This is a genomic window from Bacillus cereus group sp. MG16, from assembly GCF_040459875.1.
Taxonomy (GTDB): domain Bacteria; phylum Bacillota; class Bacilli; order Bacillales; family Bacillaceae_G; genus Bacillus_A; species Bacillus_A paranthracis.
The window spans coordinates 2,337,617-2,353,502 of sequence record NZ_JARVHE010000001.1 but is presented as its reverse complement, the minus strand read 5'-3'; the positions used below and the strand labels follow the sequence as shown (position 1 = coordinate 2,353,502).

The window sequence follows — 15,886 nt, the reverse complement described above, 5'->3', positions numbered from 1 at the left end:
CTGCATAGAAAGATACTCTAATCCACTTCCATTACATCCCCAAAATTAAACATTCTTTGATTATGAAAAGCATCGGTACAAATAATGGTCTTATTTAATGGATTTATTTCAGCTACTGTTATGTAATTTTTATATAGGTAGCCATTTTTATAATATGTAAGTAAAACCTCTTCCTCACCTAAATATGAAATTAACAGCTTAATTTCAATACTTTCTTTTGCATCTTGCGTTAAGATTGGACGCGGGATTTTTGTTTGCTCCTGTATCATTTCTTTAATACAAACGAACTGCTCTGGCATACTGGCAAACGGTTGCCACTTTACCATCCCTCTTCCTTTTGGCATATTCGCATTCATCACGATTTATGTCCTCCTAATAATGTGTTTCTATATCTTGCTGTTGCGACGCTTGTGTAAGAAATCCCACGTAAAATACTGTTCTTACCAAATCGTGTTCGAATTTCGTCCATAACTTTCGTTAATCGCATTTCTTTTTCCCTCTGTATAATGTTATCGAAAAGTGAAATTTGTTCTTCTCCTTCATGTATTAAATTAGTTAGCGAAACACTTATTGATCGAATCGGTTCTCCTGCATGTCTCTCGTATAAAAAATAAGTACAAACATTATAAATATCCATCGTTAAATTTGTTGCTCTGTTTAACGTATGTGCTTTTTTTATTCCTCCTCCGTATTCCTTACTATATCCGACTGAAAAATGAATCGTTTGCGCGTATTTCTTTTCTCGTCTCAACCTATAACAAACTTCTTCTACATGCTCTAATAAAATAACGATGAATTCTTCTATCGAATAATCACGAAATAATATTTGGCTTTTTACTATAGATGTTGTCGCTGGAACATATTTCTCTGCTATTCTGCTAAAATCAATCCCATTACTATGCAAATGTAATTCTTCCCCTATTACACCAAAGGATTGCTTTAAATACTTCAATGGGTACTGCGATAAATCCCCAATCGTATGTATACCTTTTCGATTTAATTTTATTTCCGTTTTATACGATATACCCCAAAATTTACTGAGCGGTCTAATACTCCATAACTTCTCGGGTATATCGTCATATGTCCACTGCGCTATTCCATCCTTATTCTTTTTCGCTTCCACATCCATCGCTAAGATTACAAAAAAATGTACATTATTTTGTGTACATAATAATTACGCTAAGTTAAAATTTAAGTATCTGAAAATTTCAAAATAAGTATAAGATTAGTGGATCAATTCAAAAAAGGGGAGAAAACATTGAGGAATATTCTGATTAACAAATATAAAATGTTATCTAATCAAGAATATCAATTTTGTGTAGACACAGCACTAGTAGAAGTTAAGAGGACTGATAACAAGCCTTTCTACCGCAAACATGCTTTAATTATGCTTAAACATAAGACATTAAGAACCTCTATCGTCCATCCATTAAGTGCTTTTATTTTTCAGAATTGGAAATATAAAAGTTATAACACACAAAGATTACACGCTATACATTTATGTCAATTTTTAAATTATATACTTATTGATAAAGAAAATGACTTCCGTCTTACCTCACTAACAGAGCTAACATTCGAACATGGCAATACATTTTTGAATGAATTATTATGGAAAAGAAAAACTAATTCTAGTGTTAAGAATATAGAAAGATCACTCGTGTATTTTTATGAGTTTTTAGCAAGAAAAAGATGTTCTAAACACTACACAATCGAAAATTTTACTGAAGCTGTTATACCAAATAACCCTAAGCAAAAATATAAATTATCTCCATTCCAAGTAAAATATTCTAACGAAGCGGCTAATGCAAAATATACTGATTTAAAAGTGATAGAACACACTTTGCCACCTAAACATATTTTATCTTTTATTAGAATGGCTATACATGTTGCTCCACCTATAGCATTAGCTATCTACTTATCCATATTTGGGGGATTGAGAATTGGGGAAATTGCTAATATTACATTAAAAGATATTACACCTTATAGTGATTCATACGGAAAAGGTGGAATGAAAATAGCTTTAACTTCACAAACACTTCGACCAGATATTAAAGATACAAATGGAACTAGCTATGTTAAAAAGCCGCGCCTACAATTTGTTTATAATATAAAAAATATACTCCCTCATCTTTATAAAGATCATCTTAAATTATTAAAGGGAATCTATGACTCCCCTGACTTACCTTTAACAACTCCCCTTTTTGTAAACAGGGACGGTAAAGCGATGACAGGAAAATCTATTAGATATCACTTTGAAAAAGTGAAAAAATGTTTTATAGAGGAATTATCAAAGTCATTGAATGTAGATGATGTTATTATGTCTATCAATTTAAAAAATACCAAATGGTCATTTCACATTGGAAGAGGAACTTTTACAAACCTAATCGCTAAGGTTGCAAATAACCCTTATGAAGTAGCTTTGTCTAGGGGCGATACAAGTATTTTCTCAGCTCTGACTTATATGGCTGATACTGTAGAGTTAAAGAATGAAATCGAAAATTTATTGGATGAATTGTTTAAAGATTATTAACTAGTTTAAGGGGAGGAAAAGATGAAGTTATTAACAATAAACGAAGCTGCCAATATACTTTCTATGAATGCAAAATCACTTAGGGCTTGGTTTTATCGAAAAGCTAATCCTTTAGAGGTCGTTGCCAATCTCAAAATTGAAATGGTACGTGGTAAAAAATTCATTCCAGAAAAAGCTGTTAAAGATTTTTTATACTTCCAGTCTAATTACTTATCTTCTAAAGAAATAGCAACCATGCTACATTTGAGCGTACAGGATGTTCAAACTCGAATTAAAAAAAAGCAATTTAAAGATATAATTGTAATAGGTAATCGCACGTACGTACATAGAAAAGAGATAATCCCTTTAATTACCCAACCATTTGATCCATCAAATTACTACACAGTGAATTTTTTAATAAAAGACTTGCAATTAGATCGTAGTACAATTATTGAATATATACATAACAATTCATTCCCAGGTTCTATAAAAATAAAGTCTACATGGTACGTTCCAAAAGATTCTGTTGAAAAATTTAAAGAACAGAGACAAAAATTCTTTAATGTAAACAACATCAATAATTATTATTCACTTTCACAAGCTGCAAAAATTCTAGGTTTAAAAAATCGGCGCTCACTTTATGAACTTTTAGATCATCAACATATTAATTTTGAATCTGTGAATTATGGTACTAAAAAACAGATAATGCTCCTTAAAGAACAGGTAGATTCATATCAAAGATTTATGACAACTATTCCGGATTATTATTATACAATTCAAGAGGTACAAAATCTACTTTCTTTAAATGAGTCACAAATACAAAGATTTTCTACAATTTGGGAAGGATGTATCTGGATAATATATCAAGGGAAATGTCAAAAAGTAATACCAAAAGAAGCTGTTAATAACTATTTAAATTCCCTGGATTCATATCGTTTATTAAAACTTGAAAAACCAGAAGATGTGTTTTATCATACCGTTCGCTCTATATTCGATACCCGTTCTTTAGCAGATACTATCTCTATAATGGAAGAATTCTTTTTAAGTAAAATGAATTCCTCACAAGCCAATATGCATATACAACGTATGCAAGCTCGTGAATATGGTTTATTTTGCAAAGAATTATTAGAATTATTAACTAAAGATATTATGTATTGTAGCGATGCTACTTTAAAAATACTTTTCAATAGCCTTTCTTCTGGAAATTACAAAAAGCATTTTGTTCACTTTTTAGACTATTGTAAAGAGAACTTAAGTAATTGTATTTTTTCTAATACATACAAAATTTCGGCTAAACCTTCCTCTTCAGGTAATGATGAAGAAATTTATCCTCTAGAAGATTTTATTTATTGTCAAAAATACGTGAAGAATATAGAAAAACACTTCTTACAAGCAATAGAAGATCGAAGATACGCGGGTACATGGTTGTATGTTTCACTTCATTTTACTAACGCTTGGCGTTCTCGGGATTTTCTTGAACTGCCGTTTATTAATATAAAATTAGCTGGATATTTTTCTTTTGAATGGTTTAAAAATGGAAACAGATTAAATACTACACAAGCTCAAAAAATTATCAATCAATATGCTTCACAAAGACTAGTTGTTTCCAAAACTGGCGCTTTGAATCGTTTTTTAGTTAACCTTGATATGTTAATTCCAATTGCTACAATGATTGTCATTTGTGATCTACATAGACAAGGAGTAAACGATAGTAAATTAATAAACCTAGGTAATAGAAGAGGAGCAATTCATAAACTTTTTTTTGAGAATTACAAATTTAATTTTCAAAGTCGAAAAATGAATCGAAGTTTTATGACTTATCTATTTCATAAAGCTGTACAAAACTCAGAATATAAAGCAAGCGCATTGGTCCTACCTCAAAGAGCACGCTCTCATACTAATCAAGAATCTACTTCTATTTATATTCAAACAACAAACAAAGACGGACCTATCAGTAATATCACAGAGCATTTATTTAATCGTGGTCACTTTGGGTATCTATACAATTTATTAATTCAAACTATACAGATAAAAAAAGAGAATAATATTAGTTTAGATGAAGAAACGGCTCGTATTTTAGAGCTACAAAAAATCTTTCAGACCCCTTTAAGTCTTGAAAATTTTGGTTATTTTTTACAAGCACAACATCAAGAACACGAGTCCATGGCTCTTCAAATTCTTAATATGCCTTTAAAGACATTAGAAGACAAGTTAGAAAAGTTATATAAAGACTTATCTCCTTCTCATACAGAACATATTCAATGTTTTAGTCATCCTAACTGTATAACGCCAAATAGTTCTTCTTGTGTGGGATGTATATATTCGATTCCAAAAGTTTATTTATTAATTAGTATTCAAGAGGAAATTTCCAAAAGAATAATTGTTTTAAAAAGTGCAACCCTCATATCTGTAGCAGAGAGAGAGAAATCATGGATTTTAAGGTTGCTTCATCTATTACAAGAAGCTGTCGATACATTCGGCAAGGACTATGTAAATTCTTTTGTTGACCTAAATACTTTGTTTCAAGAAATAAAGATAGCATTCATTCATTTTGATCATTACTTTATATCTAATTAGGTCTATATGATAACCCAGAGGTGTTGAAAAAGTGTTAAAAAACCTAGAAATATATAATAAAGAGTTTATATCTGATATTGGAATAAAATCGTATATAGAATCTTTAAGTAAAGTCTTTTTCTCTCACGATAAACAAACTCAGTTTACTCAAATGTTTGATGAATTTAAAAAAACAGGTGTAATTATTAATGACAGATTCGAAGACATTATTTGGCTACTTGCTGATAAAGATAAGCGAATTACTAAAATTTCTTTCAATATATACTCTCTTCCTATATATAAAGAATCTCTACGTTACTACGTGCTATTAGAGCTAAAACAAGAGAATTCATTAAAAACTATACAGGGGAAAATACAATTTATAAAACAAGCAATTTTAGTAACTAAAGGCTTTGAAGATAGCCAGTGTTACTCCCGATTAGAATCCTTTCTCAACAATAAATCAGCAAGTGTAATTTTTAAATACGCTACATCGTTAGCAAAATACTTACTTTTTATTGGTTACGAGGAGCAAGATGATTTAATCATTTTATGTAAACAATTTGCTTATGGTTATACGAACACCGTCAGAAATTTGCCTGATTTTAAGGATGTACTAACTTTCGATTGGATTATACGTGATTTCCAAAAAAAGTGGACAGATACAGAAAAAGAAATTTATTTCCCTATTATTTTATGGTGGAATATTACATTGATCATTCCCATGCGGATAAAAGAATTTATTTTATTATCTAGAGAATGTGCACAAGAGAATAACGGAAAGTATACACTAACAATTCCAAGAGCAAAAAAGCAAGCAAGAAAAATACACAGTATAGATGTAACTGATACACTAACTATTAGTAAACGTATATATGATTTAATTCATGAGTATATCTGTATTACAAATGAAAACTCACATAATGAGTATCTATTATCTTATTATCATTACTGTAAATCTCAACGATATCAAAAGACCCATGGTAATGCTTTTAAGAATAAGAAAGATAAAACTAAATTTGAAGAAGGACAACTATATACATTATTAAAAAATTTTTACGAAGAAATAGTTACGAAAAAGTATGGCCTATCGCTTCAATATATCAAACCTTTAGATACAAGGCATTTTGCTTTCTGTAATATGATGTTTCAAGGGTTTAATATGCTCACTATAGCTAGGATAGGAGGACATAGTTCTTTAGATGCACAAATGCATTATTTTAATCATCTAGAATACTTTAGCCAATCATCGATTCAATATTTGTCAGATCAGTATAGAAAAATTCCACATATTTCTTTAAATACAGAAGGAATATCAAATGATAGCAACATAAAAAAATTATTTTCCAAAGCTTTTTTGAATCAATTATCGCAAGCCGAATTAGAAGAACTTCCCCGCATGGAGTACGGTTATTGCCTTTACAGTCCAACGAACTGTCCGGTTGGAGATTGTAGGTATTGTGAGTATTTCTTTATTCCCCATAGTGAATTTAATCTAGAATTATACAAATGGCTTAATGATGAATCTGAATTCTTATGGAGACGTATTAAAGAACAGTTACTCTTATTTAAGACCATTACAAAAAATATGAACTACAACTTTACCACATTGGAATATGACGAACTTTCACAGGCAGAATTAAACTATATCTCTCAAGATCTAAAAAAGATGCAAGAACAGAAAGCTAGAGTGGACACACAGTTAGATACAGTAGCTAATTTTTTATTTGGAGGTGCACACGATGAAGAATAAAATAGGAAAACCAAAAAAGTATTCATTACAAGAACTTAAACAACATTTACTTAATTATGTTCAGAGACACCCTAATAAAACCATATCCTATATAGGTCTTGAGAGAGAGACTGGTATAAGTCGGAATACCTGGTCTCGGAATTTAAAAGATGAGATTGCCAAATTAAATGAACCGATACCATTCACAACTAAAATAGATTTTGATACAGGTATTCCCCTTCCTAACATTTTTGATATAGTTGAAAAGAATTATGATAATAAAGAAAAATTAATTTCTTCCTTGACACATTTAAATGCATGTATTAATTCGTTATACGCAATTGCAAAAAAAGAGCAGACGTTTGAGTCAGAAAATGTTGAGTTTAAAGTGAAAATAAAGGAATTAGAACAAACACTGCGAGAAAAAGACGGTGAAATAAAAGAATTAAAACAACAGGTAATTCATTATAGCCAAGCTTATCGTAATATTTGTGTCTCTTCTACATACGGAGAAAAAGGATTGAAGAATGTTTTAGAGTTTAAAACAGGTAGTGAGAAAAATGAGGAAAAGATATCTGCTGATTTATCGAAGCAATTTAAAATGTTTGATTTTGAATAATATTAATACCTCCTGATTAGTATCTTTTAGTATGCGATTATTATAATATCCCCTTTTGAATACACTAATTTCAATTAGGAATCTATATTATCAAGATCTAAATTCAAAAAACTTAAAATATAAGGGTTCCAACATATTATATATGACTAATATGTTGGAACCCTTATATTTTTGGTACAAGTTTTTGAAACTGAATTTGCATAGTATTTTTCTCTATTTGGATAGAAGTAAATAAAGCCCCCTAAACGATTGTTTTTGTTACAAGTATTAAATTGCTAAATCCAAAGGATTTAAGAAAGAGAAGTAGTAATAATGAATTTTTTAATAAAAGTTTATTAAAGAGTGGTATTCCGCGAATATAGTTAGTATACTAACTATATAATTAGCACACTAACTATGGGGGTTCATATGGATAATTTAGGATATCTATTACATAAGCTAAGCGTTATGACAAAAACAGAACTATCAAATCAATTAAAACAATATGAACTAACTGCACAACAGTGGTCTGTATTAAAAGATATTTCCCTTCATCCTGAAGGGACTACACCAGCTATGATTGCAAATAGATTATTATCAGATAGGCCTACAGTTTCGGGTATTATAAAGCGTTTATTAGAGAAGAAACTTATTGTTACAACACATAATCCAAGTGACAAACGATCACTTCTTATTTTTTTAACAGATGAAACAAAAAAATCAATTCCCAAAATGGAAAATATTAGTGACGATGTTATACAAGATGCTATTACAAATATACCTAATAATGATGTCCAAACTACTATTCGTGTTTTACAAAATATGATCGCAAATTTAAAAATGAAATAAAGGATGAGTGCAATGATTCTAATAACAGGTTCTAGTGGAAATGTTGGAAAAGAAGTAGTAAAAGCTTTAACAAATAAAAATGTTGAATTTCAAATAGCAACCCATCGGAAACATCAAGAAGGTGTATATTTTAACTTTGAAGACCCAACTTCCATTCAACCTGCATTAACAGGTATAAAAAAGTTATTTCTTCTTCGTCCCCCTCATCTTGCGGATGCGAAAAAATATTTTCAACCTGTCATTGATGCTGCTAAAAGGGAGAATGTTCAACATATTGTTTTTCTTTCTTTACTAGGTGTAGAAAAAAATCCAATAGTCCCTCATGCCAAAATTGAACGCATAATAAAAGAGTCGGGAATACCCTATACATTTTTAAGACCAAGCTTTTTTATGCAAAATTTAATTACACAACATGGAGAGGAACTAAGAAAAGAAAAAATAATTGAGGTTCCTGCTGGAAAAGGAAAAACAAGCTTTATAGATGTGAGAGATATTGGAGAAGTAGCTGCAAAGGTATTAACTGAACAAGGTCATGAGTTTAAAGAGTATTCTTTAACTGGAAAAGAAGCTCTAACATATTATGAAGTTGCTGATATTATTTCAAAGGAAACAAAACAAAAAATAGTTTATACGAACCCTAGTATATTAAAATTTAGAAAAAGAATGCTCCAAAAAGGCCTGAAATCAGACTACATCATGGTAATGATAGGCATATATACAACAGCTAAATTAGGATTAGCCAAAAGAATAACGCCTGATGTACTAAATTTACTTGGTAGAAGCCCTCTTACTATGGAAGAATTTGTTCGTGATTATAAAAATCAAATTGTTTAATTTTGAAATTAGTAGCCTTATTTTCTAAGCATAAGAGAATAAGGCTATTTTTATTAAAATAATTTATTACATGTTTCCCGCTGGTTTGCGATATCTCACGTAACACTTCCAACGATTCAACAGAGTTTAAATGCTAGTTTTTCAGAACTTCAATGGGTTATAGATGCCTATAACTAATCAAAAAAATTGTTCTAGTAAACTAAAAACATCAGGTATTAATCTTTGTACCAGCTATTCACTATTTAAGTCATTTTGTCTCTTATTTAAGGCCCTATTCTAATTAGCTTTAAAGCTCCAGTTGGAGTTGTAACAGCATCTATTGCACCTAAAAAAGTATTAGCTATTGTAGAGGTTCCGGCTCTTACAAGCGAAACTTTATCCCCAGCATTTAAAGTCAAAACAGTCGAAATAGTAATAACGCCACTATTCCCTATTATCGTTTCTGCTGAGCCAGCATTGTAATAACTGACATTAATTCCATTTCCATTAACTTGAATACCATAAACCCCGCTAGATCCTGGGGCCAGTTGAATTCTACCATCAGCAATATAATTGCCACTTTGTATTATAGTAAGTGATCCGTCTGCATTTATGGTAAATGCTCCTGTTGTATTGTTAGAACTTGCTACAGTTAAAGGAAGGATTTGTCCTGGTAAAATTGTTCCTGTGTAGAATGAACCAAAGGTTCCAAATACATTAGACGTAATTCCGGTAGGACCCGTAGCTCCAGTAGGACCTGTGACGCCCGTATGCCCCGTAGGACCTGTCACGCCGGTAGACCCAGTAGCTCCAGTAGGACCCGTAACCCCGGTAGAACCTGTAGATCCTGTAATTCCGGTAGGACCCGTAATTCCCGTAACGCCGGTAGGACCTGTAACTCCAGTAGACCCAGTAACGCCAGTAGGACCTGTAACTCCAGTAGACCCAGTAACGCCAGTAGGACCTGTAACTCCCGTAGCTCCCGTTGATCCCGTAGCCCCAGTAGCTCCCGTTGATCCCGTAGCCCCAGTAGCCCCCGTAGGTCCCGTAACCCCAGTAGACCCAGTAACGCCAGTAGGACCCGTAGCTCCTGTTGATCCCGTAGCCCCCGTAGGTCCCGTTGATCCCGTAGGACCTGTAACTCCTGTAACTCCGGTAGGACCTGTAGCTCCGGTAGGTCCTGTAACGCCAGTAGGTCCTGTAACTCCGGTAGGTCCTGTTGATCCAGTAGGTCCTGTAACCCCAGTAGACCCAGTAACTCCAGTAGGACCAGTAGCCCCCGTAGGTCCCGTTGATCCGGTAGAACCCGTAGATCCGGTAGGACCCGTAGCTCCCGTAGGTCCTGTAATTCCGGTAGCTCCAGTAACTCCGGTAGGACCTGTTACTCCAGTAGGTCCCGTAACTCCAGTAGGTCCTGTAATTCCGGTAGCTCCTGTAACTCCGGTAGGACCTGTAACTCCAGTAGGTCCCGTAACTCCAGTAGGTCCTGTAACCCCAGTAGCCCCTGTAACTCCCGTAGCTCCGGTAGGTCCCGTAACCCCAGTAGACCCAGTAACTCCGGTAGGTCCCGTAGCTCCGGTAGGACCAGTAACTCCAGTAGAACCTGTAGATCCAGTAGAACCTGTAACTCCAGTAGGACCAGTAACTCCAGTAGGACCAGTAACTCCAGTAGGACCAGTAATTCCGGTAGGTCCTGTAGATCCAGTAGAACCTGTAATTCCGGTAGGTCCCGTAGCTCCGGTAGGACCTGTTACTCCAGTAGATCCAGTAGAACCTGTAGATCCAGTAGGTCCAGTAGGTCCAGTAGGTCCCGTTGATCCGGTAGAACCAGTAGCTCCCGTAGGTCCTGTAATTCCGGTAGCTCCTGTAACTCCGGTAGGACCTGTAACTCCAGTAGGTCCCGTAACTCCAGTAGGTCCTGTAATTCCGGTAGCTCCTGTAACTCCGGTAGGACCTGTAACTCCAGTAGGTCCCGTAACTCCCGTAGGTCCTGTAATTCCGGTAGCTCCTGTAACTCCGGTAGGACCCGTAACTCCAGTAGGTCCTGTAACCCCAGTAACCCCTGTAATTCCGGTAGCTCCCCTTGATCCGGTAGGACCAGTAGCTCCGGTAGGACCAGTAACTCCAGTAGCCCCCGTAGCTCCAGTAGGACCTGTTGATCCGGTAGGTCCGGTTATTCCTCGCCTTTCCCTCCCATCACAACTAAAACAATTACCATAAAACATGATTATTTCCTCTCCTCTAAATAATATGAATATAGAAGTTCTAGAATAGAAACGCTATTTATTTTCATGCGAATGTTCATGTATTTTATTTAATAATAAAAGGGGAGTTTCTCTTAATTCATTAAAATAAGGCGTAATTAATATAAAAAATTTTCACCTTCTATTGACCTGATGATAAAATAAGATAATTTTCCTAGTTAGAATTATGTCTTTTATATTTTATGGTCAAATTATTATCTTGCTTGTATAGAATCCCTATATCAACTTCCGTTTCTAATAAACAAAAAAATGATTCCACTCGTTTTAGGCAAAATGAAGGCATACATTGAATTAACATAATGTTTATATGCTGATTACCTAATCGTTTTCACAAAGAATATTGTCTGATAGGGGTCCCTCCACATGCCCATCAAGCTAAGACAAATCATTACCCCCATAACGAAAAAAACGGTTCTGGGGCAAAAAAATTATCAAACTTGGACATACTTATACTACTAATCTAAGAAGGATGTGGATGAAGTATGTCTAAGCCAAGTGCATTCAAACGGAAACACTATCAACCAGAAGTTATTATGTTAATGGTGAGATGGTACCTATGGTACAATTTAAGCTTACGTGACCTTGTAGAAATGATGGAAGAGCGAGGACTATCTATCTCTCATACGACCATCATGCGTTGGATTCATCAGTATGGTCCTGAATTAGACGAACGAATTTGACGTCATCTTAAACAAACAAATGATTCTTGGAGAGTCTATGAAACTTGTATCAAAGTAAAAGGTCAATGGATGTACCTGTATCGCGCTGTTGATTCAAAAGGAAACACAATCGATTTTTGCCTAGGCAAACAAGAGATCAGAAGGCTGCAAAGCGCTTTTTCAAGAAAGCTTTGCGGTCTTTTCATGTTTCAAAACCGCGTGTTATAACAGTCCATAAGAATCCGGTTTATCCTATAGCAATTGAACAGCTGAAAAAAGAAACAACAATACCTGATGGTGTGCAACTTAGACAACAAAAGTACTTGAATCACATAGTAGAACAAAATCATCGCTTTATAAAGAAGCGAACCCGCTCTATGCTAAGGTTCAAATGTTTTGACACAGCTACATCCACTCTTTCTGGAGTAGAAGTTATACATATGATTAAAAAAGAACAGATTGATTTATGGGACCAGTCTGTCCAAAACCAGAAAAAATTTATTCATCAATTGTTTGGACTTGTAGCATAAGCTACGATTCTGTTAGGAATATATGCATTTTATTCTCTTTTATTTTTGCACCAGAACCGATTCTAGGATCTCCCTTTGAAACAAAAAAAGAACCCTTAATATAAAGGATTCTAAGAATTGTCTGAACTTGAATTTAGTATTTTAAAATCTATAGAAAACATTTCTTTTTTTGGTAAAATTAAATGACTCTCTTTCAAGTTTCCCTTTAAATCATGAGCATATAAAATATTCTCGCCGTTTTCAGTGAAACTTCCTGGTGATAAAGAGTATAGGTAATGACCTATTAATTTAGTTCTAAATACCTTCGAATCCTTTGAGTTTTTATATTCTTTCAATAAGTTAAAATTTTTGTCATATTCTACAATATGTCCTTCAACAAAAGTTACATAGTATTTATCTTCGTAAGCATGCACTCCAACTGTATTAGAATAAGGTAGCTCGATGTATCTTGTAGTTAGAGTACTCTTGTTAAAAATACTGAGTTTTTTTTCAGAACTAAAGATAATTTCATCACTAGTTTTAATAAAATTTTTAGGTGAACCAAAGGCATCAAAACTATATTCTTTTAATTCTCCCGTTTCAACATTAAATGTATAGAGAACACTTTTCTGCTCATGGGTAAAATCATTAAAAATGTAAGCTGTATGCTTTGATTGATCATAATCAATTTGTGTGATATAACCCACTAATTTAATCTGGTGATTAATCTTATTACTTTTAATAAGTAGTGTTGAATTTTTCAAATCATCATTTAACCCTTTAATTACTAAATTCTCATCTTCATAAATAGCAGAGACTCCAGATTTTTCTTTTTCCCGTGCCAATTCAACTTTATTTTTTGAATCAATAAAAGCACGATTACCATTGGTAACGGAAGATAAAACAAATTCTCCTTTATTTTTGATAGTGTCTTCAAAATAATAATCAGTACCAGTTATTTTCTTTGTAACAATTTCATCTTCTGGATCTTTTATAAATACAAATTCACTATTAGGTATCACGCCTGGTTTCATATAAAGAACTCCGATATCCTTAAATGCTGTTGATTTTTGACCTTGCACGGATACATGATTTTCATTGCTTTTTAAAAGAAAATAATATATAGCTGTTATAGAGGAAGCAATTATTACTATAGTTAATAGTATAATTTTTATTTTCTTCATTATTTGCTCCTTTAAATTAAAATGGTTTTAATATGATACAGTTTGGCTTGAATTTAATATATCTATCGGCCAAACTGTAGGGCCGCCATCTGCATCTATATCAAATCCTTCATTTTTCCAAGCCCGCCATACTAATTTAGAGCAATAGTAAGAAGATTCGTCCATTTTATTCATTGACAAACCATAAGGTTTTCCATTTCTCCATTGTTGCCATCCATAATGCTGTGCTCCTTGATATGAACTAGTACTTGCACCTTTTACATACAAAGCATATTTACTATTATAATAAGTGTTCCAATAATTCGCTTTTCTTTGAACACCTTCGCCTGGATTTGCTTCGAATACATACGCATTATTATCTGCTACAATTCCTGCATGCCCCCACCGAAAACTACTACTACCATTATCTAAAGAAACAAGAGCATCTCCCATTGTGCCCATACCATAGCCAGTCCATCTACTCGATGCCTGCTGAGTTAAAGATTTACTGTTTTCATTATTTGCAAGCTGTTTTTTAAATTCTTCTGTTTTTTTAGAAGCCTTATAGAATTCACTTAATATTTCTTTTTTTTGTTGAACGCTATAATTATTGTACTCTTGTTGAAATTCAGGCCCTAATTCTTCTAACCATTTCGCCTCAATTCCCGGGCTACTAGGTTCCACTAAATGCCAATCCTTTTCTTGTTCAGCACTAGCGATCGTTGGTAACGTTAGGAACAAACTAGTTAGAAGTATCCCCATTCTTTTTTTCATAATTCCATCCCCTTTATAATATAAAATTCTATTATATTATATTTCATAAAGCTATATTTTGGAATAAAAAGTAATTAATTGGAATATAGTGTTGGAAGATGTCTTTTATTTCATTACAATTTTTGTTGATAAAAAGAAAAGACAAAGTTTTTTGATATTAATTCATGATAAACTTATGCAAAAAGGATGTGTATTATGGAAGCTTTTATGGAATACTTTAAGTCAACCCAAGGTTTTTTTGAAATGTTAATTTTCTACATCCCTTTAACCTGTGTATTGTTAAGTATCGTAATCACAATTATTGTAAGGAAAGTCTTTGTTGCACCAATATTGTTGGGAATTATATTAGCAATTTTCTTTATATATACCTATAAACAAATGAATGTTGTAGCGAATAATTTTGTGATAGCATATTTTATATATTTTTTTATGTCATATATAACTAGTAAATTAATAATAATTTTTTTAAACAGGAAATTTAAAGCGAAAAAGAAATCAATGTAAAGTGAAATACTAATAATGAACATCTTGCTTGCTAATTTTATTCTAGGGACTATATTATAGCTAGGATACAAAAATAGGTATTATAGCCTTTTTTACACTGATTCCAGTACAACAAATTACACTCTTTCTATTTACTCATCAATTAAATTAGTTATTTATACCTAATAAAAGCAGACCCTATAAACGGCTCCGCTCTTGTTAGGTTTGTAATATCTTGATCTCGCTACATCACTATCAATCTAAGATAAATTTGGATCCCTCTAACGAAAAAAGGTTCTGGTGCAAAAAAATTATCAAACTTGGACATACTAAATACTACTAATCTAAAAAGGATGTGGATGAAGTATGTCTAAGCTAAGTCCATTCAAATGGAAACACTATCAACCTTAATGGTGAGATGGTACCTACAGTACAATTTAAGCTTACGTAACCTTGTAGAAATGATGGAAGAGCGAGGGCTATCTATCGCTCATACGACCATCATGCGTTGGATTCATCAGTATGGTCCTGAATTGGACAAACGAATTCGATGTCATCTTAAACAAACAAATGATTCTTGGAGAGTCGATGAAACATATATCAAAGTAAAAGATCAATGGATGTACCTGTATCGTGCTGTTGATTCAAAAAGAAACACAATCGATTTTTGCCTAGGCAAAACAAGAGACCAGAAGGCTGCAAAGCGCTTTTTCAAGAAAGCTTTGCGTTCTTTTCATGTTTCAAAACCTCGTGTTATAACAGTCGATAAGAATCCTGTTTATCCTATAGCGATTGAACAGTTAAAAAAAGAAACATACTAAGATTAGTAGCGCAGGCCAAGGCATTGGTTCGCACTACTATTTTTTATATAGTAGAAGTGAAGAAAGGGGTGTGTATGCTTTAGGATTCCGAATCCGTAAAAAAAGAATCATATTAGGGTTATTTAGTATGCGTTATACGTGGATACATGTGTGATA

Annotated in this window: 11 protein-coding genes and 3 pseudogenes; 9 read left to right on the top strand and 5 right to left on the bottom strand. The window is 33.1% G+C overall.

Annotated elements, in window-relative coordinates:
- Nucleotides 1-17: 17 nt before the first annotated feature.
- Both QCI73_RS12065 and QCI73_RS12060 read right to left on the bottom strand, forming a co-directional pair.
- Complete coding sequence (locus tag QCI73_RS12065; RefSeq protein WP_353822987.1) at nt 18-359, bottom strand: YolD-like family protein; 342 nt, start codon at nt 357-359, stop codon at nt 18-20.
- Nucleotides 356-1,135, bottom strand: a pseudogene (locus tag QCI73_RS12060) (DinB/UmuC family translesion DNA polymerase); the annotation flags it as partial. The gene QCI73_RS12065 and the pseudogene QCI73_RS12060, both read right to left, overlap by 4 nt.
- 123 nt (nt 1,136-1,258) lie before the next feature.
- Here QCI73_RS12060 and QCI73_RS12055 point away from each other — a divergent pair.
- From QCI73_RS12055 to QCI73_RS12030, 6 genes are all read left to right on the top strand, one after another.
- Complete coding sequence (locus tag QCI73_RS12055) at nt 1,259-2,530, top strand: site-specific integrase (RefSeq protein WP_353822986.1); 1,272 nt, start codon at nt 1,259-1,261, stop codon at nt 2,528-2,530.
- A gap of 21 nt (nt 2,531-2,551) precedes the next feature.
- Nucleotides 2,552-5,086 (top strand): DNA-binding protein, encoded by a 2,535-nt coding sequence (locus QCI73_RS12050; RefSeq protein ID WP_353822985.1) that lies wholly within the window; start codon nt 2,552-2,554, stop codon nt 5,084-5,086.
- A gap of 31 nt (nt 5,087-5,117) precedes the next feature.
- Nucleotides 5,118-6,818 (top strand): site-specific integrase, encoded by a 1,701-nt coding sequence (locus tag QCI73_RS12045; protein WP_200730780.1) that lies wholly within the window; start codon nt 5,118-5,120, stop codon nt 6,816-6,818.
- Nucleotides 6,808-7,416, top strand: coding sequence for a hypothetical protein (locus tag QCI73_RS12040; RefSeq protein WP_234449433.1), 609 nt, complete (start codon nt 6,808-6,810; stop codon nt 7,414-7,416). Before QCI73_RS12045 ends, QCI73_RS12040 begins: the two co-directional genes overlap by 11 nt.
- A 408-nt stretch (nt 7,417-7,824) precedes the next feature.
- Nucleotides 7,825-8,244: a MarR family winged helix-turn-helix transcriptional regulator gene (locus QCI73_RS12035; protein ID WP_200730778.1), complete on the top strand. Its 420-nt coding sequence runs from the start codon at nt 7,825-7,827 to the stop codon at nt 8,242-8,244.
- Between the two features lie 12 nt (nt 8,245-8,256).
- Complete coding sequence (locus QCI73_RS12030; protein ID WP_200730777.1) at nt 8,257-9,078, top strand: SDR family oxidoreductase; 822 nt, start codon at nt 8,257-8,259, stop codon at nt 9,076-9,078.
- 263 nt (nt 9,079-9,341) lie between these two features.
- On the opposite strand, the gene QCI73_RS30850 is transcribed toward QCI73_RS12030, so the two are convergent.
- Nucleotides 9,342-11,282, bottom strand: a complete 1,941-nt coding sequence (locus tag QCI73_RS30850; protein ID WP_200730776.1) for a beta strand repeat-containing protein — start codon at nt 11,280-11,282, stop codon at nt 9,342-9,344.
- Between the two features lie 521 nt (nt 11,283-11,803).
- On the opposite strand from QCI73_RS30850, the gene QCI73_RS12020 reads away from it, so the two are divergent.
- Nucleotides 11,804-12,001, top strand: a complete 198-nt coding sequence (locus tag QCI73_RS12020; protein WP_353822984.1) for a hypothetical protein — start codon at nt 11,804-11,806, stop codon at nt 11,999-12,001.
- Nucleotides 12,002-12,070: 69 nt separating this feature from the next.
- A pseudogene (locus QCI73_RS12015) lies at nt 12,071-12,510 on the top strand (DDE-type integrase/transposase/recombinase).
- A gap of 110 nt (nt 12,511-12,620) precedes the next feature.
- Here QCI73_RS12015 and QCI73_RS12010 read toward each other — a convergent pair.
- Together QCI73_RS12010 and QCI73_RS12005 are read right to left on the bottom strand one after the other, a co-directional pair.
- Complete coding sequence (locus QCI73_RS12010) at nt 12,621-13,673, bottom strand: hypothetical protein (RefSeq protein ID WP_162281166.1); 1,053 nt, start codon at nt 13,671-13,673, stop codon at nt 12,621-12,623.
- Nucleotides 13,674-13,700: 27 nt separating this feature from the next.
- Complete coding sequence (locus QCI73_RS12005; RefSeq protein ID WP_200730775.1) at nt 13,701-14,426, bottom strand: YiiX/YebB-like N1pC/P60 family cysteine hydrolase; 726 nt, start codon at nt 14,424-14,426, stop codon at nt 13,701-13,703.
- An 849-nt stretch (nt 14,427-15,275) separates the two neighbouring features.
- On the opposite strand from QCI73_RS12005, the pseudogene QCI73_RS12000 reads away from it, so the two are divergent.
- Nucleotides 15,276-15,721 (top strand): annotated as a pseudogene (locus QCI73_RS12000) (IS6 family transposase); the annotation flags it as partial.
- Nucleotides 15,722-15,886 lie beyond the last annotated feature (165 nt).

Bases quoted from the DNA above. Each gene is read 5' to 3' on its own strand.
- QCI73_RS12010 (WP_162281166.1), bottom strand. From the start codon at position 13,673: ATGAAGAAAATAAAAATTATACTATTAACTATAGTAATAATTGCTTCC.
- QCI73_RS12005 (WP_200730775.1), bottom strand. From the start codon at position 14,426: ATGAAAAAAAGAATGGGGATACTTCTAACTAGTTTGTTCCTAACGTTA.
- QCI73_RS12030 (WP_200730777.1), top strand. From the start codon at position 8,257: ATGATTCTAATAACAGGTTCTAGTGGAAATGTTGGAAAAGAAGTAGTA.
- QCI73_RS30850 (WP_200730776.1), bottom strand. From the start codon at position 11,282: ATGTTTTATGGTAATTGTTTTAGTTGTGATGGGAGGGAAAGGCGAGGA.
- QCI73_RS12035 (WP_200730778.1), top strand. From the start codon at position 7,825: ATGGATAATTTAGGATATCTATTACATAAGCTAAGCGTTATGACAAAA.
- QCI73_RS12050 (WP_353822985.1), top strand. From the start codon at position 2,552: ATGAAGTTATTAACAATAAACGAAGCTGCCAATATACTTTCTATGAAT.
- QCI73_RS12020 (WP_353822984.1), top strand. From the start codon at position 11,804: ATGTCTAAGCCAAGTGCATTCAAACGGAAACACTATCAACCAGAAGTT.
- QCI73_RS12040 (WP_234449433.1), top strand. From the start codon at position 6,808: ATGAAGAATAAAATAGGAAAACCAAAAAAGTATTCATTACAAGAACTT.